At 49.0% G+C, this 24,005-nt stretch carries 17 protein-coding genes and 1 pseudogene; 5 read left to right on the top strand and 13 right to left on the bottom strand.

Translation table 11 applies throughout. The annotated features are described in order from the left end of the window. The first annotated feature begins 39 nt into the window (after nucleotides 1-39). On the top strand, nucleotides 40-1,119 hold the full coding sequence (locus ACEPST_RS09720) for an IS30 family transposase (RefSeq protein WP_395390477.1): 1,080 nt from the start codon (nucleotides 40-42) through the stop codon (nucleotides 1,117-1,119). Here the strand turns inward: ACEPST_RS09720 and ACEPST_RS09715 are convergent. The 6 genes and pseudogenes from ACEPST_RS09715 to coaA form a co-directional block, all read right to left on the bottom strand. Further along, entirely contained in the window at nucleotides 1,092-1,598 is a 507-nt protein-coding gene (locus ACEPST_RS09715) for a hypothetical protein (protein WP_395425069.1), read from the bottom strand. The genes ACEPST_RS09720 and ACEPST_RS09715 overlap by 28 nt on opposite strands. Before the next feature lie 226 nt (nucleotides 1,599-1,824). After that, on the bottom strand, nucleotides 1,825-2,592 hold the full coding sequence (locus ACEPST_RS09710; protein WP_204121097.1) for a hypothetical protein: 768 nt from the start codon (nucleotides 2,590-2,592) through the stop codon (nucleotides 1,825-1,827). Nucleotides 2,593-2,974: 382 nt separating this feature from the next. Then, nucleotides 2,975-3,648: pseudogene (locus tag ACEPST_RS09705) on the bottom strand (transposase). 971 nt (nucleotides 3,649-4,619) lie between these two features. After that, on the bottom strand, nucleotides 4,620-6,161 hold the full coding sequence (gene guaA / locus ACEPST_RS09700; RefSeq protein ID WP_204121932.1) for a glutamine-hydrolyzing GMP synthase: 1,542 nt from the start codon (nucleotides 6,159-6,161) through the stop codon (nucleotides 4,620-4,622). Between the two features lie 811 nt (nucleotides 6,162-6,972). Further along, complete coding sequence (locus ACEPST_RS09695; protein ID WP_204121919.1) at nucleotides 6,973-7,551, bottom strand: hypothetical protein; 579 nt, start codon at nucleotides 7,549-7,551, stop codon at nucleotides 6,973-6,975. Between the two features lie 12 nt (nucleotides 7,552-7,563). After that, on the bottom strand, nucleotides 7,564-8,487 hold the full coding sequence (coaA, locus tag ACEPST_RS09690) for a type I pantothenate kinase (protein ID WP_125765875.1): 924 nt from the start codon (nucleotides 8,485-8,487) through the stop codon (nucleotides 7,564-7,566). 524 nt (nucleotides 8,488-9,011) lie between these two features. Between coaA and ACEPST_RS09685 the strand changes: the two genes are divergently transcribed. Continuing rightward, entirely contained in the window at nucleotides 9,012-10,190 is a 1,179-nt protein-coding gene (locus ACEPST_RS09685; protein ID WP_204121918.1) for an NADH-dependent oxidoreductase, read from the top strand. Between the two features lie 39 nt (nucleotides 10,191-10,229). Here ACEPST_RS09685 and ACEPST_RS09680 read toward each other — a convergent pair whose 3' ends face one another. Continuing rightward, a complete protein-coding gene (locus tag ACEPST_RS09680) occupies nucleotides 10,230-10,955 on the bottom strand; it encodes a LysR family transcriptional regulator substrate-binding protein (RefSeq protein ID WP_395409181.1) in 726 nt (241 codons plus the stop codon). Nucleotides 10,956-11,082: 127 nt separating this feature from the next. On the opposite strand from ACEPST_RS09680, the gene ACEPST_RS09675 reads away from it, so the two are divergent. Next, nucleotides 11,083-12,255 carry an IS256 family transposase gene (locus tag ACEPST_RS09675; RefSeq protein ID WP_057879063.1) on the top strand — a complete coding sequence of 391 codons (1,173 nt, stop codon included), beginning with the start codon at nucleotides 11,083-11,085 and terminating at the stop codon, nucleotides 12,253-12,255. On the opposite strand, the gene ACEPST_RS09670 is transcribed toward ACEPST_RS09675, so the two are convergent. Both ACEPST_RS09670 and helD read right to left on the bottom strand, forming a co-directional pair. Next, nucleotides 12,252-12,491 carry a LysR family transcriptional regulator gene (locus ACEPST_RS09670; RefSeq protein ID WP_395390690.1) on the bottom strand — a complete coding sequence of 80 codons (240 nt, stop codon included), beginning with the start codon at nucleotides 12,489-12,491 and terminating at the stop codon, nucleotides 12,252-12,254. The genes ACEPST_RS09675 and ACEPST_RS09670 overlap by 4 nt on opposite strands. A gap of 130 nt (nucleotides 12,492-12,621) precedes the next feature. Continuing rightward, complete coding sequence (gene helD, locus ACEPST_RS09665; RefSeq protein ID WP_204121916.1) at nucleotides 12,622-14,916, bottom strand: RNA polymerase recycling motor HelD; 2,295 nt, start codon at nucleotides 14,914-14,916, stop codon at nucleotides 12,622-12,624. 911 nt (nucleotides 14,917-15,827) lie between these two features. Between helD and ACEPST_RS09660 the strand changes: the two genes are divergently transcribed. Together ACEPST_RS09660 and ACEPST_RS09655 are read left to right on the top strand one after the other, a co-directional pair. After that, nucleotides 15,828-17,684, top strand: coding sequence for a cation:proton antiporter family protein (locus ACEPST_RS09660; RefSeq protein ID WP_204121915.1), 1,857 nt, complete (start codon nucleotides 15,828-15,830; stop codon nucleotides 17,682-17,684). Nucleotides 17,685-18,352: 668 nt separating this feature from the next. Then, nucleotides 18,353-19,009, top strand: coding sequence for a histidine phosphatase family protein (locus ACEPST_RS09655; RefSeq protein ID WP_204121914.1), 657 nt, complete (start codon nucleotides 18,353-18,355; stop codon nucleotides 19,007-19,009). Nucleotides 19,010-19,886: 877 nt separating this feature from the next. Here ACEPST_RS09655 and ACEPST_RS09650 read toward each other — a convergent pair. From ACEPST_RS09650 to opp3b, 4 genes are read right to left on the bottom strand one after another with little or no spacing between them, the layout of a single operon-like run. After that, complete coding sequence (locus ACEPST_RS09650; RefSeq protein WP_125765880.1) at nucleotides 19,887-20,846, bottom strand: ABC transporter ATP-binding protein; 960 nt, start codon at nucleotides 20,844-20,846, stop codon at nucleotides 19,887-19,889. Then, nucleotides 20,846-21,946, bottom strand: a complete 1,101-nt coding sequence (locus ACEPST_RS09645; protein WP_125765881.1) for an ABC transporter ATP-binding protein — start codon at nucleotides 21,944-21,946, stop codon at nucleotides 20,846-20,848. Before ACEPST_RS09645 ends, ACEPST_RS09650 begins: the two co-directional genes overlap by 1 nt. 13 nt (nucleotides 21,947-21,959) lie before the next feature. Beyond that, on the bottom strand, nucleotides 21,960-22,985 hold the full coding sequence (locus tag ACEPST_RS09640; RefSeq protein ID WP_203637501.1) for an ABC transporter permease: 1,026 nt from the start codon (nucleotides 22,983-22,985) through the stop codon (nucleotides 21,960-21,962). Nucleotides 22,986-22,996: 11 nt separating this feature from the next. After that, nucleotides 22,997-23,926: an oligopeptide ABC transporter permease gene (gene opp3b, locus ACEPST_RS09635; RefSeq protein ID WP_203642904.1), complete on the bottom strand. Its 930-nt coding sequence runs from the start codon at nucleotides 23,924-23,926 to the stop codon at nucleotides 22,997-22,999. Nucleotides 23,927-24,005: the final 79 nt, after the last annotated feature.

The raw sequence follows: 24,005 nt of genomic DNA, 5'->3' as shown, positions 1-24,005 counted from the left end.
ACTTTTAAGCGACCAAACCAAAAAGAAAGAGGTATCTCCATGACCCAGTCAAATCATACCACTACCATTACTTACCAACAACTCTCTGCCGAAGAGCGTGGCCAAATTGAAGCGTTCTTGAAGGACCACCAATCTGTTCGCCAAATTGCTCGTAATCTTCATCGAAATCCCAGTACTATCTCACGCGAAATCAAGCGTGGCACGGTTCGCCAGCTTAACTCCGACTATCTGCCATACTATCAATATTTTGCTGAAGCAGGACAGGCTGTCTATGAAAAAGACCGCCTTAAATGTCATTCTAAGGGCTTGCTAAAGCGTTGCTGGCTCTTCTTCAAGCTATTAGTCGAAGCGCTTAAAACGAAGATTAGAGTCGATAGTGTCGATAGCTTCGTCCACCGATTCCATCAGCTTTACCCTGACAAGCCTTGCCCATCGACACCTACTGTTTATCGATACATTGATTTAGGCTATCTGAATCTGTGTAACGCTGATTTACCAGTCAAACTACGTCGTCGAGTAAAGAGCACTCGTCGAGCTCGCTCCCGAAAGAATAAGAAGATATTGGGCAGCTCAATCGATGAGCGCCCAGCTATCGTCGACCAACGTATCTTGGTGGGCGACTGGGAAGGAGATCTAGTTAAGGGCAAGCGGGTTACTAGCGAACCCGCACTGATGACATTGACCGAGCGTGTCAGTCGTTTTGAAATCATCGTTAAGATTCCTGACTACCACGCTGACACTTGCCGCCAGGCACTTCAAGGGGTCATTACGGCCTATGGTCCTAAGAACTTCCAGTCAATCACATTTGACAATGGCAGTGAGTTTGCCGAGCTAGATCAGGTCCAAGGAACCAAAGTTTACTTCGCTCATCCTTATACGCCCTCTGAACGAGGGTCTAATGAGAATCTCAACGGTCTCATCCGTGAGTACATTCCGAAGGGCATCTCTCTCAAGAACTTTGATCTACCAACGATCCAAGCCATTCAAAACGCACTTAACCATCGATTACGTAAATCCCTGGGCTATGCTAGCGCCGCCCAGGTCTTCAAAACACAGGTCTTCAAGAACATGCATCCTGTTATGCTTACGCCTTACTGTCCTGTGTTGCACTTGATTTGACAATTGGGGGAATGGTTTGTATTGATTTGCTGATCAATTCTATCGTTAATTTGTTTAAAACCCTGATTTGTGTATACAACCCCCCGCTGTTGAATCAATGACCCCTTGAGTTCCTTTAATTTAGCATTCTTGGCTTCCAATGTGCTCTGTGTTTCCTTCATTGGATTATCAGGTGTTGCGTTTTTGATTGTTTTTTGATCATCCTTTTTAATTGAACCCTTGAGCTGATCAATATCATTTCGATAAACCGCTACAACTTGTTTATATGGATTTTTACCCTGCTGATACTTTTGAAATTCTTCCTCAAGCTGTTTTAGAGCCGAGGTTTTTTGATCCATAGTCTTCTGATTTGCAATCTTTTTTTCAGCGGCATTTATCGACGATATTTTGCTGTCATATGGTTTTGCAATTGCACTACACCCGGACACAATCCCCAAAACCACCGTTAAGGTCGCTAGTGTCACAATTTTGTTTTTCATATATACCCTCCTCAACTCGCAATTGGTCGATAATTTGTCGGGTTCAATCATAAAAGCTCCAGAAAATTAAGGGCATGTACCCACCAAAAGCAATTAAAATACGTGCGTTAATCCTACAAAAGCAGCTAAGTATAGTTGAATGCTTAGCTGCTCATAAATTTCTAGATGGTCCTTACTACTGTTACCATTTATGTAATAGTAGTAATTCTAACGCTCACAGAACTGTCTACATCTTTGTAATTAAATCTGTGAATAGCGAAGTAAAGGTTTTAACACGAGTACTATCATTTTCAGTACCTTCATCCTCGCTATCGCTTACCTTTTTGGCCATCGACTCTAGATTAGCTTTTTGAGTAGATGTACCTGGAAGACGCTTTTTTAATAAATCGTAAATACTTAGCAATGCGCTCTTATCATTCTTAGCAACGTCATAATCGTCAAGGTAATACTCATTAGCAAATCCCCGAATATTTTCAGCTAACGAAGAATACCCGTTGCCCGGGTCGGTTGAAACGCCATTGATCTGGTCTTGTAACATACTGCTTCCTGAGATGGCAATTCTTTTAATTGTACTCAAATCATTAGCAAATCGTTTCGCCCTCGATCCAGTTTTAACTTTTCTGAGTGGCGCCTTAGCCTTGTTTTTCTTCACTGAAACTTTTCCAACATTTAAATATTTGCTATAAATCCATCCCTTCTTTGACCCCGCCTTGATATAAGTTAATGACACTTTTTTTCCATTCTTTTTTACGAGAGCATGCTTTGTTCCATACCAGGTTGTATGTTTATATTTTGCCATCCGATAGCGAACTTTGGTCAACTTTGCGCTGCTATAAACATTACCGTGTTTGCCATGATAAGCTGCTTTAGCAATCTTAGTTGTTGATAAAACCTTGGCTTTTTTCGTCTTAGCATTAGCAGTAGGGAGTAAACTACCACCTGTAAGAGCTAACCCCATCAATAGCAATGATCCCGTCTTCATTAACATTTTCATAAAACGACAATCCTCCTCAATTTATGCTCTCCGATACATCGAACAACTTCAGTCCCTCTATTAATCAATACTACTGAAAAGTTACTTCATATCGCATTAGAAAAGTATTATATATTTTCTATGAAGCCTTTCTATTGGTTCAGCTGAAGTCTTTCCCCTTCCATTCTAATTATTGAAAAATCCAACATGTTTTAAAGTATTTAGCTTTACTGCCTCAAAGCCAATAATTAAAACACTGTACCTGGTCCAGCAGATTGCAGAATTTTTAACATTAGCATTAATTATGCAAAAGGACTATACAGGCATAATACCCCAGAATTAGTCCTAGTGCAAATAATAAATGCTATAAATTTTTTTGTATTTTATGAAAATAACCTATTATTTATATACTTTTAACACGTAGTCCTACGTCTATTCGCAATCCACTTCGGCCACGAACCAGATTACTATGAACTTTGAGTGTATTCCACAAGAACAGTGCCGCTAATCGGCTACCTAAGACGATTAGCGTACCGGTTCCTGGATGCTCAAAGTGGCTTACCGTATTGAGATTATTAAAACCAGCCTCAATGTGGCGCCGTTGATTCTTCAAAAACGAAGAGTTAACGTGGCCTGAGTCACGCATGTTCTTTCGTAGTAGGAACCAGAAGTTGATTCTTTGCGTTTTCAGCTGTTGCTGAAGGGGACGGCTAAGATAGCCGTCGTCCGCTAGAATCTGGCATGCTGGGTTCTCTTGAAATAATTCTTCGACTGGCTTTCGATCATCAACGTTGGTCGCTGTTAGCTCCCAGTTCACAAAATACCCATTATTATCCATGACTGCATGTAGTTTAAAACCGTAATAATACAACTGCTTGGTGGCGTTGAAGCCTTTAGTGTGTTTCTGATGGATCCCGTAAATCTATTCGCGTAAGCATACAGGCGATAATGGTGATATCACTGACTTTTAGCTGTTTTTAGCTGTTTGTAATTTTGACGGAAACGAATATATTTTGGCAAAAGTTGGTAAACGGGTGTGATAATTTTACTGAATTTGTTTTTAGTAATTTCATACATAAGTCCTCCCTTAATATCAACTTAGAGAATACCTGTCATTATGTTCACTTGTATACCTTTAAGATTGCTAAGCCCTCAATACCTAAGAATAATGGTATAGAAGCTTATATTTATATAATATGTCAGAATAGTTTTTGATACAAACATTTCACCTTATAAATTTTATTATAATTGCTGTTCAACTCGCCATAATCAATAAGTCGACCTAGGACCTTCTATAGTCAATTTATTTAGCTCTTGGGCAGACTTAGTGATATAGCTATCACTAAATGCATCAAAATTTGTTTTTCCTTGGAAAATTTCATTAACTCCCCGTTAATATAGTGAGCGAAGCACAAAGACTTGTTTTTTCGGAGTTGCTCCTGCTGAAAAATTATACTTCAATTATAAATTCATCGATTGAGTAGGAGGTAGCCGATTACTTCGGCTGCCGACCTCTCACACCACCGCACATCTGTTTTCTTATACGGCGGTTCAGTGATTTAATCACCTTGAATAAGCGGCAAATTTTATACCCCAACACCTGTAAGTTCTTGTCCACCGGCTTCACTGGCATTTTCAGTTTCTTACCGCCCTTAAATAAACCATCGGCGTGCGCATCATAGCGCAGCAGATAACGATGACGACGAAGCTTCTTATAATGGATTGGGTGGGTATTCCCGAGGCGCCAAAGACCCGAAACCTAGACCGGAAAGCACATCCCGTTATTAAGTTGGCCCCGTACTCTTTGGTCTCGAAATTACCGCGAATTTCCTTGGGAATCCCTTCATGCCAGGTACTTGCGTCGGCTGGAATACTACTAAGACTGCCTACACTTCCACAGTTTTATACGTTCCTTGCTACTCAATAGACTTTCCCCTTCTATAGATTATCATTACTAAAAAAGCAGCCAACCCCAACAAGAGGTTAGCTGCTTTTATTAAATCATCGTATATTTACGCCGTTACAGTCCGGCTGAATGGAAGTAAAGCCTACTCCCACTCGATTGTCGAAGGCGGCTTGCTCGTAACGTCGTACAGGATACGGTTGACGTGATCCACTTCGTTTACGATGCGGACGGAAATCTCCTGTAAGACATCCCATGGAATGCGTGCGAAGTCCGCGGTCATGCCATCGATGGACGTGACGGCCCGGATACCCACGGCATAGTCGTAGGTCCGGCCATCGCCCATGACGCCGACACTCTTGATGTTTGGTAAGACGGTAAAGTATTGCCAAATATCACGGTCGAGGCCGGCCTTCTTGATTTCCTCACGCAGAATCAAGTCACTATCGCGAACGATTTGTAACTTTTCTGGCGTGATTTCACCAAGAACCCGAATCCCTAAACCGGGGCCAGGGAACGGTTGACGCCAAACGAGGTCGCTTGGCATCCCTAATTTTTCACCCAACTCACGGGCTTCATCCTTGAACAAGGAACGCAGGGGTTCAATCAGCTGGAAGTGCATGTCTTCCGGCAACCCACCCACGTTATGGTGAGACTTGATGGTTTGCGCCGTGTCCGTCCCACTTTCAATCACATCGGTGTACAACGTGCCTTGGGCCAAGAAGTCGATACCGTCGAGCTTTTGCGCTTCGTCGTTAAAGACTTGGATGAATTCATTCCCAATAATCTTACGTTTCTTTTCGGGTTCAGTGATACCAGCCAGCTTGCTCAGGAAACGGTCTTGCGCATCGACTTTAACGATGTTCAGACCAAACTTCCCTTCCAGGCTCGCCATCACTTGTTCAGCTTCACCCTTCCGCAACAGACCGTGATCCACGAAGATACTAGTCAGTTGCGTTCCGATAGCCTTGTGCAAGAGCACACCGACCACGGAGGAATCGACCCCACCGGACAGGCCCAACAAGACCCGCTTGTCGCCGACTGTCTCGCGGATGTGTTCGATCTGCAGGTCAATGAAGTCATCCATCGACCAATTAGATTCTGCGCCACAGACATCAAAGGCGAAGTGCTTCAGGATGTCATTACCGTATTCCGTGTTCCGAACTTCCGCATGGAATTGAATCCCGTAGAAGTTACGGTCAACGTCTTGCATGGCAGAAATCGGGCAGTTTTCGCTAGTTGCCACGCGTTCAAAGCCATCAGGCACCTGGGTCACTAAGTCACCATGACTCATCCAGACCGTCTGCGTCTTTGGCGTGTCCTTAAACAGTTTGGCATCATCACTTAATACCGTGACGTCAGCCCGCCCGTATTCCCGGTTATCAGCGGATTCAACTTTCCCGCCAGCCAGGCTGTGGGCCATCAGTTGCATCCCGTAACAGATACCCAAGATAGGAATCCCTAACTTGAAGATCTCTGGGTCAACGTTAAAGGCACTGCTGTCGTACACACTGTTAGGTCCCCCGGAGAAAATAATCCCCTTAGGGCCCCAAGCCTTGATCTCAGCCGCACTCATGGTGTGGGCCTTTAGTTCAGAGTAAACGCCCATGTCACGAATCCGGCGCGTAATCAATTGATTGTATTGACTTCCGAAGTCCAAGACGATAATTTTATCGAATTTGGACATATCAACGTTTGCCAAGCCATTCACCCTTTCTTCTTTTTAAACATTGGTTATATCATACCGATTTCTGAAACGCGGGTCAATGTAAATCCACCACAATCGCTTCACCCGGTGATGGAAAATTTGCTTGGTCTCCACCTGCGGCTGACAGCCCCACGTTAAAATGGTGCGCAACTACGTTCCCGGCGGCAGGCTCAAGAAGCCCTGCTGTGGGGAACGGCTCCAGCCAAAGACCGGTCTTCCGCCTCGCCTTGAAACCTCGCTAAAGTTCGCGAGTTTCCAAGGTCGTCCCGTGCTCTAGGCAAGGAAAATCCCCTTGCCAAGACCACCGACACAGCTGAGGTTCTTGGCCTGCCTCTGGTCACTAACATTGACGCATCCATTTATAACAGGTTGAAACCAACCAAATTCAACACTATTTCATGTCCATTACATATTTTTAATAATTATCAACCAAACAGCACACCAGTAGAACCGCCAACTGACTATCTGCAGTTCAAGCCGGTGTCAGCCGCAGGGCTGGGAAAATTGGGCCGGTCGCGGGAGTGACCAGAGGCGCGCCAAGGTACCCGGCTGTGTCGATGGTCTTAATAGAGTGCTTTTCTCTATTTAGAGCATGGGACAACCTTTGAGACCGCACTTCGGCTCAAAGTTGAGGTGGAAGCCCGCTTCACAGGCTGGAACCGGCCCCACAGCAGGGCACCTTGAGCGCACCGTCGGGAACGGACGCGACCAGGCCCAGTTTTCACCAGGTTGAAAACAATTAACACCTCAAGACAGACACCAGCAGAACAACCAACTCGCTATCTGCGGTTCAAACCAGTGTCAGCCGCAAATGATAGTAAGTTTGGCGGTCTAGCTGGCGGCGTTGCGTGGCGACGAAGCCGAAGTCGGCCGCCAATCCCGCCAGTGAACTCCCCGGCCGCACATCCATCCCCATCGCCGGCAATCGACTCTGCCGCGCGCGATGGATAGCATCGCCCAGCAGCCACTCGTCAAACCATTTCTGCTGGTAGGTCTTGCCCTTGGAACGGTTGCGGACCGTCAACAGATCCAGATACCACTCGTCCGGCAAGGCCCGCGGCGTCACCACGAGCTGTTGGGGCACCGTCAGCTGCTGCCGTTCAAACAACGTCGCCCACTGATTATCCAGCGTCCGCTCAGTTACAGCGGGATACCCGTAAGCCACGCCGACCGCCACGCCCTGATTTTGATAAACTCTCGCCTGCGGATACCCGTAGCGAAAATCAGGCTGGTGGTAGCCGACAAATAACATTTGCGATAACTGTTCCTTGGTCACGCGGCGCAGGCGCCTGAGCTGGCGGCGTTCCACCTCGTGGAGCACCAGCATGGCCACGGCGTCCGCGTCCACAATCGTGGCGTCTCGTAACATCGCGCCGCCTCCCTAGTATTTCCGCAACAGCAAGCGGTCGATGCGGTGGTGGAAGGATTTATGCAGAATCATGTCCGCCCGATTACGCGTGGGTAAAATGTATTCCGTTAAATTTTTCAAATCAATGTCGCGCCAAACCTGCTTGCCCTTCGCGATGGCTTCCTCGTGACTGACCGTCGTATAAGGATAGTAATAGTTGGTCGGGTCCTGAAAAGCCGTTTGCAATAACAACTCGAACCGTTCCAAGAACCAGCTCTCAATCAGCGTCGGATCAGCATCGACGTACAACGAAAAATCGGTGAAGTCGCTGACATAAATCTGTTCATTGGTCGGCAATTGCAGGGTATTAATCCCTTCAACGATTAAAACGTCCGGGTGCACGATGTATTCAAATTGATCTGGCACAATGTCATACACCTTGTGCGAGTAAACGGGGGCCTTAATTAGCTCCTGCCCCGCCTTAACGTCGTTTAAAAACTGAATCAGCGACGCCATATCATAGCTTTCCGGAAAGCCCTTGCGCGCCATCAGGTTGCGTTTTTTCAATTCCTCATTGCTGTATAAAAAGCCGTCGGTCGTAATCAGCTGAATGCGTTGCCCCTCAAAATAGTGATTGAGCAACACTTCTAGCAAGCGCGCCGCCGTACTCTTGCCCACGGCCACACTGCCGGCGATGCCGATGATAAATGGGACCCGCCGTGGCTTTTGCTGGAGAAAGGCCGCCTTGTCTTTTTGTAATTGGCGGTAGTGGTTAAATTCCAAGTGTAATAAATGCACCAACGGAATGTACACGTCCTGAACGTCTTGCAGGGAAATCCGGTCGTTAAACGCCTTGATCTGACGCAAACTTTCCTGCGTCAGTGGAAGCGTTGCGTCATCGGAAAAGGCCCGCCACTGGGCGCGGGTAAACGCATTGTAATTGATGGGATCACTCATGGAGACACCTCTACTTTGGTTAAAATAAACTGTTGTGCTGGTATTTCCGCCTGCGGTAGCCATGTACTCCCAGCCTATGGGGCAACCTCTGGAGCCAAAGAGCGGTCTCCAGAGGCGGTGGTGAGCCTTGTCAAACCCACAAGTCTCGCCACGCGTCCCGTGCTGTAAGGCCGGAAAAACACCGGTCTAACACCACCGACACAGGCTTCCGTACCTAGCTACCTCCGGCTCCAATGGCCGGCAACGTTGATTTACCGCTCGCACCAGTGCCTCAGCTTCTAAGCCTTGGCACTGCTTGCTTTCTGTGCACAACAGGTCAAACAATTAAATCCTATTATACCGCAGATACGCTAGTTACCGGGCATGATTTCACTAGATTGATAGCGGATTCAAATCGGATTCAAATCAGCGCCACCACCAATGACCATGTTCACCTATTCTAAACATGACGTTTAAAAACGCCTAATTTTAAGCGGTCAAAATTCATGTTAATATTTACACAATCAAACAGGAGGTATAACATAATGAAAAAATTAACCGATTTTGTTACGTTCAAGCACGGTGCTACGCTCACTAATCGTCTCGTTCAAGCTCCGATGCTCACAAATAGTGGGTTAAACGAGGCAGTCACCCAAGATACCCTCAACTACTACGCCGCCCGTTCACAATCTGCCGGCATGGTCATCGTTGAATATACCAGCGTAAGCCCCAACGGTGGTCCCTCCAGATCATGGGCCAAAGACCGTGAACAACTTGCCCTCTATGATGATGACTTCAAGCCCGGCTTAACTAAAGTTGCTAAGGCTCTGAAGAAAGATGGTAATAAAGCCATCCTTCAATTAGTACATTCAGGACGTGAGGCTCAGTTCCGTGGTGTGCTCGGCGGCAACGTTGAAGTCCCAACCGACATGGACTTTCCGTGGATTGATTACCCTCTCCACGAATTAACCGAGGATGAAGTTTGGCAAATCGTTAAGGACTTTGGTCAAGCAACCAAACGGGCAATTGAATGCGGTTTCGACGGGGTTGAAATTCACGGTGCTAACCATTACTTGCTACAGGAATTCTTCTCTAAGTATTCAAATCAACGTACCGATTTCTGGGGTGGTAGCTTAGGCAAACGCATGAATTTTGCCAAAGAAGTCTCCCGCGAAGTGTTCAAAGTCGTTAACGAATTAGCTCCCAAAAATTTCATCGTAGGCTATCGAATCAGCCCAGAAGAAATCCATGGCGACAACGTTGGTTATACCTGGCATGAATCAACCCAGCTAGTTCAGGCGTTGACGGAGTCATTTGACTTTGATTACATCCATCTCTCTGAGCTCGACTACAGAGAGACCGCCAGTGATACCGATAAAATGATGGCCGACCTCTTCCGCCCTGTCATTAAGAACAACGCCTTGGAAATCGTTGCCGGAAGTGTTCGCAGTGAGGCAGACATGCTTGACCTCCTCAATCACGTCGACTTAGTCGCGATTGGCCGGGCAACTCTAATCGATCCTCAGATTGGGCAAAAAATCAACCAGGGACGTGGTGCTGATATTATTCATAGTTTCTCTCCACAACAGGCAAAGGCAGCCTGCCTGACCCAAGGCCTCATCGACCTATTAACTAATCTTCCCAAAGATATGAAGTTACCCGGCACCAAGTCACTAGAGAGCCTAAAAACAGTTGATTTAGGATCAGTTGTTGTTCACAAATAAGATAGCAAAAACGGATGCTAGTACTGCGAGCATCCGTTTTTAAGCACGTAAATTTTGATTGACTTGGGTAATTAGCGAACCCAACAGGGGTGACTTTCGATAGTCTGGTCTCGTAATCCAGCCCACGACAAATTCATCATTAATGATATTCCCTAAATCCAGCTGTCGAATGAGTACATCAGAATTATCTGGCATATCCGGTGAGTTGTTTCCTTGCCATTCCCTGCCCAGACAGACAATATTCATGTCCGAAATTGCTTTCAGCATTGTCCACCCACTATCCGTTCGCAAGACCACGTTTAGCGGACCACACAAATACTGTAACTGTTTAAACAATTGATCGTTATACTCATCCGTATACAACCCAAACTTCTGCTTGGCCAATTGTTCTAAGCTAATCGATTTTTGATTGCAAAGTGGATTATTTTTATTGACGGTTAGTTTAACCTTACTGGTGTGCACGATATCAAATTTCAATTGAGAAATTTGTTTTAAATTCGGATTATTTATGGTGATAAATCCGGCATCTAATTTTTCATTCTTAACCTCTTCAATGATTTGGTGCGTGGCCTTTTGCACAATATCCAACCTCAAATTACTCTTGACGTTGGTCTGTGCAATCTTGAAAAAGGCCTCAGGAATCGCCTTGATCATGGTATTGGAATAGGCAATTTTAACTTGTTCATATGCCGTTTGACCCGAAACCATCGCTTCGTTCATCATATCATTTTTCCCAGATAGGATTTTTTGAATGGTTGGAAGCATCTTTTCACCCGCAGAGTGTTTAAATAATTATGTGTAAATAGAAAAATAAGCAATTGAAAAGGGAAAGCCTCTCCCTTATGATAGTTAGCAACCACACTCACTTCATAGGACATAGGAGGCTTTCCCCATGACTCAGTTTAACAAAGAAATTATGGCAGCACTAGCACAAAAGCAAGATTTGGACGAAGTTTTTCGGCAACATTTGGAAACGGCCATCAATGATTTAATGCACGAGGAACTTTCATCGTTCCTCGGTTATGAACCCTACGACCGCCAAGGCTTTAACAGCGGCAATTCACGCAATGGGCATTATCTGCGAACCTTTAAAACTAAGTATGGGGAACTAAACTTGGAGGTTCCACGCGACCGAAATGGCGCCTTTAATACGCAAACTATTCCAAGCTATCAACGCCAAACGGATGGTTTAGAAGCCACGGTTGTCCAGCTCTACGAAAAAGGGATTACCACTAGTGAGATCGCGGATTTGATTGAGAAAATGTATGGTGCTCATTACACACCACAAACGGTTTCAAACCTCACGAAGGTCGTTGACCAACAGGTCAACGCCTTCAAGACGCGCCCTCTAGCGAGTCGTTACGCAGTCATTTATGTGGACGCAACATACTTACCTCTGCGCCGGGACTCAGTGGCTAAAGAAGCCGTGCATATCGCCATTGGCATTCGACCAAATGGTATGAAAGAGGTCCTAGCATACCAAGTCGCTCCAACTGAATCCAGTACCGTTTGGGAAGAGCTTCTCGTGGACATTCAGCAGCGTGGTGTAAAAGAAGTCCTCTTATTCGTGGCCGATGGCTTAGTCGGCCTTACCAACACAATTGGTGACCACTTCCCTAAGGCTAAGCTCCAGCAGTGCCTGATCCACGTCAGTCGGAACATTGAAGCTCACGTTCGAACTAAGGACCGACAAGAGGTCCTTAACGACTTCAAACTGATCCATCAAGCAGCTACCATGGACGACGCAAAACAGGCCTTAGCTGACTTCATAGACAAGTGGCAAAAGGCGTATCCAAAAGTAACGGGCAAGCTAGAAAATAATCCTCATCTCTTGACCTGTTTCACTTTTCCAGCTGCGATACGCAGTAGCATCTACAGCACAAATCTCATTGAATCATTCAACAAGAAGCTAAAACGGCAGACAAAGAAGAAAGAACAATTTCCAAATGAACCAGCACTAGAACGCGTTCTGGTCACAGTTATTCGTGACTACAACGGCCAAAATTTTGAGCGAACGCATCGAGGTTTCAAGCAAATTCAAGATACGTTAGAATCCATGTATTAGAAGCTAGCTAATGGGAGAGGACTTCCATTTACACAAAAAATTTGACACTCCCCACCCGCAACTGTCAGACTCGTGCCATCATGTGTTCGTTCAAATATGGTTGTGTTAAGTTCAGCCTCTAACTGAGAGATGGTTTGGCTTAAGCCTGATTTACTAATATGTAAGACGTCCGCTGCTTCACCTAATGTCCGATGTTTGGCCAACTCCAACGTATACAGCAATTGTTCAAATGTCATAAATATACACCTCTTTAACCGTACTTTACCACATTAGTTGATTAACCTCGTCGTTAACTTTACCGTCCTTTAAAAAAGGCCTCGTCAATTGTCGACGAGGCCTTCCCTAACTAAATTTCATGCTCTGTCTTTAAACCATTTCATACTCATCCGCTGGCACGTCGCTCAACAGTGGTGATAACTCGCCGACCGCAATCAGGCTCAGGCGGTGCATAGCTCGTGAGCAGATGGTGTACAGCAATTGCCGTTCATCATCCGCGTCGTAGCGGCTGGCCGAGGCCTGCCACACGATGACGCCGTCAAACTCCAGCCCCTTAGCCAAGAAGGATGGCACCACGATGGTCCCCGGGGCGAGCCGTTGGTTTTCGGATTGGATCAACGTCACCGCCACGCCGGCCGCCTTCAAGCGCTCCGTCAGGTCGCGACAGTCCGCCAAGTCCTTGCCGATGATGGCCGTGGTCTCGTCCTCTTCCTCGTTTTGCTTGATTTGGGCGATAACCTTTTGCAGACCGGCTTCCTCGTCAGCCGCCACCGTCATGGTTGGCAGCTCCCCTTCACGGGCAAAAGCGGTCACGGCTTCCCCATTTTTTAAAATGTGCTTGGTGAAGTCGGTGACCTGTTGCGTTGACCGGTAAGACTGTGTCAACTGGACGACGCGCGTCTTGTCGGGGTCAAACATGGTGCTCAGCTCCTGCAGTAGCGTCCGGCTATTTTCCTTGGTGAAGATGGCCTGGTTGAGGTCCCCCAGCATGGTAAAACGCGCCCGCGGGAAGCTGAACTTCAGGAACGCCAATTGAAAGGCGTTGTAGTCCTGAATTTCATCCATGAAGACGTAGCGCATGTCGCGTTCGCCGGACTTCCCGGTCATCTTGTCGTACAGGTACAGGTACGGCGTGGTGTCGACCAGCTGCATTCGGTGGTCACGCAATTTTGCCACGGATTCCTCGACGCTGGCGTTCCAGTCGGCCACGGTGACCTGGTAGTCGCTCAGGTCGATGCGGTTCGGCATGTCGCGGAGCATGTGGACGTACTGGTTGTTGATGCTCAGGAAGCGTGCCCGCACGATGGCCTTCCGAATGGGTTCAAAGGCCTTCATGACAACCTTGCGTGCCAAGAACTGCATTTCCTTTTCGGAAGAATCGAACTCCCGGGGGTCATCCCCGTACAGCGTATCCAACTGTTCCTTACTCAAATCTTGAATCGTGTCTTCAACCCACTTGGTCTTCATTTCGCTAGTGATGCGGCGGTTGAGGATCCGAATCAGGGCTTCCTTGGTGGCCTGGAGCCGGTTGCCCAGATGGTAGTTGCGGTTGAAGCTGTAGTAGATTTCCTGAATCTTTTCCTTGGGAATGAAGACGTCGCCCTGGAACTTGATGTTGCGGAAGACCATATCCTTGGCTTCCAAATGATCGGCGTAACCGGTCACGGCATCAAAGAACGCCAGGCTCCCCTTCATCTGATTGATTTTCTTTTGCGCGGGGGTGTTGGTCTCGTCAAAGCGTTGGGCCAACGTTTCCACTTCAATTTTTGGCAAACGACGGCCAGCGTACTGGTAATACGTCATTTGGACCATGTTGTGCTCGCCTAATTCTGGGAGCACCTGGTCGATGTAATCGTTAAATAATTGGTTAGGCGAGAAGAGCATAACCTGGCCAGCGGTTAAATGCCCGCGGTACCGGTACAAGAGGAACGCGACCCGCTGTAAAATAGCGGCCGTCTTCCCGGAACCCGCCGCCCCCTGCACGAATAACAGGTCGGAGCCGGTGTCCCGGATGATTTGGTTTTGTTCCTTTTGAATGGTGGTCACGATGCTCTTCATCTTGGTGTCGGAATGCTCACTCAGGGCCGACAGGAGCATCTGGTCGGTGACCGTCTGATCCGTGTCGTACAGGGTGATGATGGTGCCGTCTTCAATTTGAAATTGGCGTTTTAATTTAACATCCACCGTCTGCTCGCCATCCGGCGTTTGGTAGCTGACGTTGCCCAGCTCGCCATCGTAGTAGATGCTGGAGATGGGCGCCCGCCAGTCATAAATCAGGAAGTGGTCGGGCGTGTCGGAGAAGGAACCCAGGCCGATGTAAATGGTTTCCACCTTGGCCTTGGGACCTTCCTGGAAGTCGATTCGGGCGAAGTAAGCCTTCTGTTCCAAGCGTTTGAGCGTGCTCAGTTCTGTCGTCGCATGTTGCCAACTGTTCTGCCGTTCGGCCAGCATCTGTTGCTGTTGCCGCACGGAGAGCGCCGTTTCCAAAATCCCTTCGTAACTATCCGTCTTGATTCGTAAATCATTGACAAAGTTCTTGCGGATCCCGGCCTCATCACTCTCGGCTACGTCGATCCGTTCCTTAGCTTCCTTTTCGGCGGTCTTGATCTTTGTGACCACCGCGTCTAAATGTTCTTGCTCGTGGGCCTTGATTGAATCTGGCAAGCCAATCCCTCCTCAAATAACTGGGTAAACAACTACCGCTTAAAATTACTGTGTTTCAGTCCGTTCCGCCTGCGTCATTTAGGTATGCCACCCCTGTGGGGCAACCCTGTGAAGCCATAGGGTGGTCTTCACAGGCGGCGGTGAGCCATGCAAAACCCACAAGTCTCCCCACACGACCCGTGTTGTAAGGCCGGCAACTCACCGGTCTAACAACACCGACACAGGGGCTCCATACCTAACTGACTCCGGCGCCACTCACATGGTAATTGTGGTGGCTACGTTAATTTATTTCATGCACCAACTTTATTCCATAACTCTATTTTAGTCTAACCTACTAGATAAGTCATTGTCTTAACAGTTAGGCCGAATGATTAGTAAGGCGACCTACCGACGTCAACAATGAAACCAACAACATTAATCAACTATGCCTAACTACGGGCTAAACCGATGAACACCACCGAGATGGTGTTCATCGACCAACCACATTGATTGTCACTGGCATGGCCAGTCTGAGCGACCAGAGGCGGATCAAGCCGCCCAGCTGTGTCGACGTTCTTAGCTGCGTGATTTTCACAGCTTAGAACGTGGGCCGACCTTTGAGACCGATTTTGGGCTCAAAGTCGAGGTGAAAGCCCGCCCCTCAGGCTGGAACCGGGCCCCATAGCAGGGCCGCTTGAATCCGCCGTCGGGAGCGTCCGTACCGCCTATGTCAGTGACGGGCGTTCGCCCACAGCGTCACGGCCGATTTTCACCAGCCCGGAGGCAATGCCGATGCCCGTATCAAGCATAATTCGACTTTCCATTTTACACGTGTTCGACCTATAAAGAAAGTAAACTGACCGGCGTCAAACCAGTTCCTTCACGCGAACTTTGGTATAATGTAGGGGAACTTTTTTTGAGGGGATGAAACGATGGATCAAGTATCCTTGTTAATTATTTTAACCGCCGCCCTGGTGACGCCGCTGGTCATGGCCAAATTCAAACTGACCGTGCTACCGACCGCTGTGGTGGAAATTTTGGTGGGAATCCTGTTGGGCCCTAGCGTCCTCAACATCGTTCACAGCAATTCGACGTTGTCCCTACTGTCGAGCACCGGGGTCATTTTCCTTCTGTTCCTCAGTGGGATGGAAATCGACTTCAGCCTGTTCAGCCGGCGCAAGGTGCCACAGACCCCGTTAGCGGCCAAAGCGGCCGGGAGTGCGCCCAAGTACTCGCCGGTCTTTCTCGCCGTCTCAAGCTACGCGGCCATCATGGCCAGCTCACTGTTGCTGGGCTTCATTTGCCAGTGGACCGGGCTGTTCAAGGACCCGTGGCTGGCGGCCATTATCTTCATGACGATTTCTTTGGGGATCGTCATTGCCACGCTGAAGGAAAAGGAACTGCTGAGCAAACCATTCGGGCAGACCGTCCTGTTGATCGCGGCGTTGGGTGAAATCATCCCACTGTTTTCGCTAACGATTTACGCGTCGGTCTTTGGCGACAATAGCAAATCCCTGTGGCTGCTCCTGCTGGTCTTCCTGGCCGCCGGGGTACTCTTCCGCCGGTTCAAGCCGTTCTTCACCTTCTTTGACAGCATCAACAAGTCCACGACCCAACTGGACATTCGACTGGCCTTCTTCCTGATTTTTAGTCTGGTGGTCATTGCCGAATCCGTGGGGGCCGAGGGCATCCTGGGCGCTTTTGTGGCCGGCATCGTGATGAAACTCCTGCAGCCACAGGAAAACACCATGGTCCGACTCGACGGCATCGGGTATGGGTTTTTCATCCCCATCTTCTTCATGATGAGTGGGGCCGACCTCAACCTGCGCACGCTGCTGGCAGACCCGGCAACCTTGCTGCTGATTCCGGCCTTCTTTGCCGCCTACCTGCTATCCAAGGCCGCCGTTTACTTCATCTTGCGGCTACGGTTCAAACGTGGCAACGCCTTTGCGGGGACCGCTATTTCTGCGGCAACCATCACCATGGTCCTGGCCGTCTTGCAGGTTGCCAAGTCCATGAAGGTCGTCACTTCGCAACAGTCCGGTGCCTTCCTACTGGCCGCCATTTTGACCTGTGTGCTGGGTCCCCTGCTCTTTAACACCGGCTATTCCGCCGAGGCTGAGGACCTGAAGAAGTCGACCGTCCACTTTATCGGGACCAACCTGCTGACCGTACCCGTAGCGCAACAGCTGGCCGATAGCTGGTACGACATCAGTATGTATACCGACAAACCTGACAATTACAAAACTTATAACTCCGAGGTCAACGTCCACCTGCTGGACTCCCTGGAAAGTGACTACGTGGAGGGGCAGGACGCCTTCGATGCCGACATCGTGGTTCTGGGCCATTTCAACGCCAACAAGAATTATGAGCTGGCCAAGGCTGCTAAAGCCTACGGGGTCAAACGGGTCATCGCCCGCTTCGAGGACCGCAACGTGTTAGACGCCCGCGAAGACGAGCTGACCGACCTGGGCATCGAGGTCTACAACACGCCGAACGTGAACATCTCCATGCTCCGGAGCCTGATTGAAACGCCAACGACCTTACGCCTGTTGACCTCAACGACCGCCGCCGTCTACGAAGTGGCCCTCCACAACCGGCGCTACACCGGCCTGGAAATTCACAGTTTGCCATTTGTTAAAGACATCACCATCAGTCAGATTTTCCGGGATGGTCACTTTGTTCGGCCAACCGGGAGTACCACGCTGAAGCTGAATGACCGGATTATCTTCACGAGCAACGCGGAAACGGCTCGTGAAATCCGTCGCGAACTAGGCATTTTAAACTAAAACTGTTAAGATATTAACCAGTTGTGTGGGTACTCCCCCGCCTTACCGGGCAGCGAAAATGAGCCGGAACGCTGGGGGCAGGACGGCCGAAGCCAAAGAACGGTCTTCGACCTCGCTTTGAACCGCCTAAACCGCGTTTCAAAGTCGCCATTCTCTGAAGAACACAGAGAATCCCCCGGCTGAGCTCATTTTCGCTGCCCTCTCGGCTACACTGCGAGTACCCACACTATTGGTTATGTCTTTCAGTTAGTTATCATCGTTCATGCATTGGAATCAGTACTGTACTTTTAACTAACTGGAAGTAGACGTCATTTAACGAACAGTTGAACTTATCCATGATCTAACCGTTTATCAGCCGCGGGGATGGTGAAAATAGGCTCACCAAGACAGTCTCAGTGACCAGAGGTGGACCAAGGTTTCCGGCTGTGTCGATGGTCTTAATAGAGTGACTTCCTCTATTTAGAGCATGGGCCAACCTTTGAGACCGCTTCTCAGGCTCAAAGTTGAGGTGAAAGCCCGCACTTGGGCTGGAACCGGCCCCACAGCAGGATACCTTGAGGCCACCGCCGGGAACGACACGTCACAGCGTCACGGCCTATTTTCACTATCCCGGAGGCAATGCGAGTAGGACCATGGATCAAGTTCTTTGAAGAATAGGAGAGATTGAGATGGCAACAGTTGAACTTTACTTGGTGCGTCACGGCCAAACTTATTTGAACAAATACCACCGGATTCAAGGGTGGTCCGACTCTCCGCTAACCGCTAAGGGAATCGCCGATGCCAAACGCGCCGGCGAGCGATTGGCGAAGATTCCTTTTGCCGCTGCCTATGCCAGTGACACGACGCGGGCCCAGAATACGGCGAAGAACATTTTAGCCGCTAACCAGGCCCCCGTTGCTTTGACGACGGAACCCGCCTTCCGTGAAGAAAACTTTGGGTACTTCGAAGGCCTCGACACCGGCCTCACCTGGCACACGCTGGGTACGCCGGTTGGCCTAGACTCTTTCAACGCCATGATCAAGGAATTGACGATTGAAAAGACCAAGGATATGTTCCACGCCCAAGACCCCTTCGGCGATGCTGAAGACAACGCGATGTTCTGGGCCCGGGTACAACCTGGTTTGGACCACGCAATTGCCGCTGCCAAAGATGGTGACCGCATTCTGATTGCCACCCACAGCACGACCATCCGCAGTATCGTTTCCAAGTACTCGAACATCGACGTCTCCGTGCCGGTCGATAACGGGAGTATCACCAAGATTACCGTTAAGGACGGGACCTACAAGGTGAACGACTACAACAACTCTGAGGGTAAGATTAAATAGTTTCGTATCGCAAAATTAAATAGTTTCATATTGGCCTGCTGACGAGCTTTTATTGGCAGGCTTTTTATAACGAAATTTGTAAGCGCTTGGCAGGGTTGTCCGGGTTAGAATATGCTATATTATAAGCATGAAAAAGACTGGCGTTCGAGCACCGACCTTACAAGCCGCTTCAAGAGCGGAGACAGTAACGACGGATGAGTCGCCCTAGCCTGTCAAAGCTTATACAGGGCGGCTTTTTTGATTACTTTCGATTGTGACGATCGATTAGTATCAGCAACGAAAACGCCTGAAACACGCTCATAGACTGTAAAACCTTTCTTTGGATTTTTCCTGAAAGACCTCACCTCAAGAAGGGAAAGACAGTCTACACCTAGGTCAGCAATCAATCACGATTGCTGACCTTTTTTCGTCCTCTAATTCCACAAGTTACGCAAATAACTGTGGCTGATTGCTTCAAGAACAAGTGGTGCTTAACCGGGCTTCGGGCTTCGGGCTTCGGGCTTCGGGCTTCGGGCTTCGGGCTTCGGGCTTCGGGCTTCGGGCCAAACCAGCGACCTGGTCAACGCACAATCAGGAGCCGGAGGAAGCCAGGGTGGAGACGGCTGTGTCGGTGATGTAAGGCCGGTGGGCTTCCCGGCCTTACATCACGGGGCGACTTTTGAGACGCCGACCTTGGCGGCTTAAAAGCGAGCTGGAGGACCGCTCCTCAGGCCGGAAGCGGTCCCCACAGCAGGCGGAACCCTGGAAGCCGCAGGCGGCCATCCCCCACTGTCCTTGACCCAAAAGCCTTTGACCCTAAGCCCTTGACCTAAATCCCCAAACCAAGTCCAAACAAAAAAGCACCGCAGCCAGAAAAACAGCTGCGGTGCCAAAACACTTACTTGCGAATCAACGAAGCCTCATGGGCCCGTTGGGTGTACATGTCAATTTCATCATCGGCAGCCCGCACCCAGTGACGTGGGGCGATTTCAACCAGATGACGTTCCTTGCCATCGTTTTCACCGCTACCGTCGTACGCAATCTCTTCCCGGGTCCGTTCGAACTCAGGGTCAGGGACAGGCACAGCGGACAGCAAACTCTTGGTGTAGTCATGCAAGGGGTGGGCGTAGATTTCGTCAGAGTCGGCGATTTCTAGCATCCGGCCGTAATGCATAACCCCGATCCGGTCCGAAATGTATTTCACCATGGAGAGGTCATGGGCGATGAACAGGTACGTTAAGCCCTGTTCACGCTGGAGCTTCTTCATTAGGTTAACCACTTGGGCCTGGATGGAAACATCCAAGGCTGAGATGGGTTCATCGGCAATCACGAACTTAGGATCAACGGCTAATGCCCGCGCAATCCCAATCCGTTGCCGTTGCCCACCAGAGAATTCGTGGGGGTACCGGCTGGAGTGGTCCTTGTTCAAACCCACAGTTTCCAGCAAGTCTTCCACCCGCTTGGTCCGGTCGGCATCGTCCTTAGCCAAATGGTTAATGTCGATACCTTCGGCCACGATATCCTTGACCTTCATCCGCGGATTTAAGGACGCGTAAGGATCTTGGAAAATCATTTGCATGTCTTGACGGAATTCGCGTTGGTCGTCTTTACTAGTAAAGTTATCCACGTTCTTGCCGTTAAACAAGATTTCACCAGAGGTTGGTTCGTACAAATGGATGATGGCCCGACCGGTCGTGGTCTTCCCAGAACCGGATTCGCCAACCAGACCAAAGGTTTCCCCGCGGTAGATATCAAACGAGATATCATCGACGGCGCGAACCTCATCGGCCTTACCCACGTTGAAGTATTGCTTGAGGTGCTTGACCTCGAGGATTTTTTCGGCATTTTCGTAGTCCATTATTGCTGTTCCTCCTCTTCTTCAACTGGGACACTTGGTCGTTGCTTGGCGACCAAGGCCTGTTGCATCTCAGCGTACTTCTTTTGCCGTGCCACGATTTGGGCTGGCGGCGTGACCTTTGGTGCATCCGGATGGAGCAGCCAAGTGGCCGCGTAGTGCGTGTCAGAAACCTTAAAGAATGGTGGTTCCTGTTCCGTGTCAATCTTCAGGGCGTACGCGTTCCGGGCAGCGAAAGCATCCCCGGTTGGTGGATCGAGTAAATCAGGTGGCGTCCCGGGAATCGATGGCAATTCATCCCCACTCGAATCAAGCGTTGGCATGGAGCTCAAGAGGCCCCACGTGTACGGATGCTTCGGGTTGTAGAAAATTTCATCGACGGTCCCGTATTCCACGATCTTCCCAGCATACATAACGGCGACCCGGTCGGCCATGCCGGCCACGACACCCAAGTCATGCGTGATAAAGATGATTGACGTGGAAATCTTGTCTTGCAGTTCCTTCATCAGGTTCAAAATTTGGGCCTGAATCGTCACGTCCAAGGCGGTCGTTGGTTCATCGGCAATCAGAATTTCTGGATAGTTGATCAAGGCAATCGCAATCACGATCCGTTGCCGCATCCCACCAGAGAATTGGTGCGGATAATCATTGATCCGGTTTTCTGCGTCGGTGATCCCAACTAATTTCATCATTTCCAAGGCTTGTGCCAAGGCTTTTTCTTTCTTCATACCCTTGTGGACCATCAGCGGTTCGGCGATTTGCTTACCGATCTTCATGGTTGGGTCCAGCGAGGTCATTGGGTCTTGGAAAATTTCGGCGATATCTTGTCCCCGGAATTGTTCCATTTCCTTGTCGCTCTTCTTCAACAGGTCTTGGTCCTTGTATAGGATCGAGCCACTGGTGATGTCGGCGTTACGGGCGTTTAATCCCATAATCGTCCGGGTGGTCACGGATTTACCGGAACCAGATTCCCCAACGATGGCTAAGGTTTCACCCTTCCGCAGATCAAAGCTGACGTTCCGGATGGCCTTAACGTCACCGGCGTAAGTTTTGAAATTAACCTGCAGGTTGCGTACTTCCAAAATGTTTTTATCGTTCTCCATGACGTTAGTTCACCTACTCTTTCGTCCGCGGATCAAAGGCATCCCGTAAGCCATCACCCAGAAGGTTAAAGGCTAACATGATGATGGAAAGAATCAACGCTGGCCACCACATTTGATATGGTAGGAATTGGAAGTTCTTCTGTCCATCGTTCAACAACGTCCCTAGTGAAGCCTGTGGTGAGGAAATCCCAATCCCAATGTAGGACAAGGTGGCTTCGAAGAAGATGGCGTTAGGGATGGTAAACATCGTGTTAATGATGATCACACTGGAGAGGTTTGGCAGAAGATGCTTGAAGGCTATCTTCAGCGGCCGCTCACCCAGCGTTCTCGCCGCCAGAATGTATTCTTGTTCCTTTATCTCCATCGTTTGCGCTCGGACTAGTCGGGCCATGTTGGTCCACGATGTCAGCGCGATGGCAATGATGATTGAGGTCATCCCGGGTTTCAGAATCAAAATCAACAGGACGATAACAACTAGGTTAGGGATGGACAAGATGATTTCAATGATACGCTGCATAATGGTATCTATGCGGCCACCTTTCCACCCCGAGAACATCCCGTAGGTCACCCCAATCGTTAAATCAAAGAGGGTCGCCACTAACGCAATGATCAAGGAAATCCGAGTCCCGTAGAGAACCCGTGAGAACAGGTCCCGGCCTAAGTAGTCGGTCCCCATGATGTAAAACTTGCTGGAAGCCCCAGCCTGCTTATAAGCATCGATTCGTTGACCCGCTTGGACCAACGTCCCGTTGAAGCCATTGATACCAATACCAGGAATCTTAGAAGGCAAGTTGGCATATGACGGGTTCACGGCGTTTGGATTATGTGGTGAGACCACCAGGGACCCAAAGGCCATGATGAACACGATGGCTAAGACAATCAAGGATACCCAAGCACCCTTGTTCTTCCGCAACCGGCGCCATGCATCTTGCGCGAAGGTTAACGAAGGCGCCGCAATTTTTTCACTGTCGAGCGCTGCCCGGTCATCGGCATTGATTCGCTTAAAGCTATCTTCAGGGAGTTTAACTGTATCTGCCATTTATTTACCTCCTAGTTAGCCTTTCCTGTGATCCGGATCCGTGGGTCCACGATACCGTATAAGATATCGGTGAACAACAGAACGACACAGAGCATGAATGAGTAGATGATGGTCAAGCCCATGATGGTTGGGTAATCGTTCGTCAAGACGGACTTAACGAATTGTTCCCCGATACCAGGAATGGAGAAAATGTTTTCCACAACCATGGATCCAGTCATGATGTTCACAGCTAACGGTCCAACGATCGTAATCAACGGAATCAAACTGTTCCGTAGCGCATGGTGGTAAATAACCCCCGTACGACTCAACCCTTTCGCTTTGGCCAGTTCAATGTAATCCGAACTGAGCACGTCGACCATTTCGGTTCGGACGAACCGCGCCGACTCGGCTAGCGGCGTCGCGCCTAACGCTAGGGTTGGCAAGACCGTGTAGATAAAGCCACCCCATTCGGCGATTGGGAACCAGCCCAATTTCAACCCCAAGTAGTACTGGAGTAAAACGGCTAGGACGAAAGATGGAATAGAAATCCCTAAGATAGAAACAACCGTAGCCGTGGTATCAACCCACGAGTTCTGCCGCATGGCCCCAAAGGCCCCGACAATGATTCCAACGATGACCCCTAAGATCATGGCTTGCAGCCCAATCTGCAAGGATGGTCCGATCCGACTTGAAAGCAAGTAGGACACTGGTTGGTCGCTGAATTGGAAAGACGTTCCGAAGTTACCCCGCACAGCCCCTGCTAGGTACAGCAGGTACTGTTGCCAGACTGGCTTGTTCAAACCATATTGTTCGTAGATCAGCGCAATCTGACTCTTGGACAACTTAGCTTGGTTAGTCAGTGGCGTCCCGGGTAACAACTTCATTAGGAAGAACGTCAAGGTAATAACGATGAATAAGGTCAGGATCAGGTAAAAGATCCGTTTTGCTAGATACTTTGCCATTTGTTTACCTCTCAATCAGTAGACTTATTTGTTACCGTTAAGTCGTTAAACTTAACAAGAACTCCACGAAAACAACAAG

Origin of the sequence: Levilactobacillus sp. FUA 3915 (assembly GCF_044053135.1) — a bacterium.
Taxonomy (GTDB): Bacteria; Bacillota; Bacilli; order Lactobacillales; family Lactobacillaceae; genus Levilactobacillus; species Levilactobacillus lanxiensis.
This window is presented reverse-complemented; position numbering and strand designations above follow the sequence as displayed.

Bases quoted from the DNA above. Each gene is read 5' to 3' on its own strand.
- ACEPST_RS09720 (WP_395390477.1), top strand. From the start codon at position 40: ATGACCCAGTCAAATCATACCACTACCATTACTTACCAACAACTCTCT.
- ACEPST_RS09715 (WP_395425069.1), bottom strand. From the start codon at position 1,598: ATGAAAAACAAAATTGTGACACTAGCGACCTTAACGGTGGTTTTGGGG.
- ACEPST_RS09710 (WP_204121097.1), bottom strand. From the start codon at position 2,592: ATGAAAATGTTAATGAAGACGGGATCATTGCTATTGATGGGGTTAGCT.
- guaA (WP_204121932.1), bottom strand. From the start codon at position 6,161: ATGTCCAAATTCGATAAAATTATCGTCTTGGACTTCGGAAGTCAATAC.
- ACEPST_RS09695 (WP_204121919.1), bottom strand. From the start codon at position 7,551: ATGTTACGAGACGCCACGATTGTGGACGCGGACGCCGTGGCCATGCTG.
- coaA (WP_125765875.1), bottom strand. From the start codon at position 8,487: ATGAGTGATCCCATCAATTACAATGCGTTTACCCGCGCCCAGTGGCGG.
- ACEPST_RS09685 (WP_204121918.1), top strand. From the start codon at position 9,012: ATGAAAAAATTAACCGATTTTGTTACGTTCAAGCACGGTGCTACGCTC.
- ACEPST_RS09680 (WP_395409181.1), bottom strand. From the start codon at position 10,955: ATGCTTCCAACCATTCAAAAAATCCTATCTGGGAAAAATGATATGATG.
- ACEPST_RS09675 (WP_057879063.1), top strand. From the start codon at position 11,083: ATGACTCAGTTTAACAAAGAAATTATGGCAGCACTAGCACAAAAGCAA.
- ACEPST_RS09670 (WP_395390690.1), bottom strand. From the start codon at position 12,491: ATGACATTTGAACAATTGCTGTATACGTTGGAGTTGGCCAAACATCGG.
- ACEPST_RS09660 (WP_204121915.1), top strand. From the start codon at position 15,828: ATGGATCAAGTATCCTTGTTAATTATTTTAACCGCCGCCCTGGTGACG.
- ACEPST_RS09655 (WP_204121914.1), top strand. From the start codon at position 18,353: ATGGCAACAGTTGAACTTTACTTGGTGCGTCACGGCCAAACTTATTTG.
- ACEPST_RS09650 (WP_125765880.1), bottom strand. From the start codon at position 20,846: ATGGACTACGAAAATGCCGAAAAAATCCTCGAGGTCAAGCACCTCAAG.
- ACEPST_RS09645 (WP_125765881.1), bottom strand. From the start codon at position 21,946: ATGGAGAACGATAAAAACATTTTGGAAGTACGCAACCTGCAGGTTAAT.
- ACEPST_RS09640 (WP_203637501.1), bottom strand. From the start codon at position 22,985: ATGGCAGATACAGTTAAACTCCCTGAAGATAGCTTTAAGCGAATCAAT.
- opp3b (WP_203642904.1), bottom strand. From the start codon at position 23,926: ATGGCAAAGTATCTAGCAAAACGGATCTTTTACCTGATCCTGACCTTA.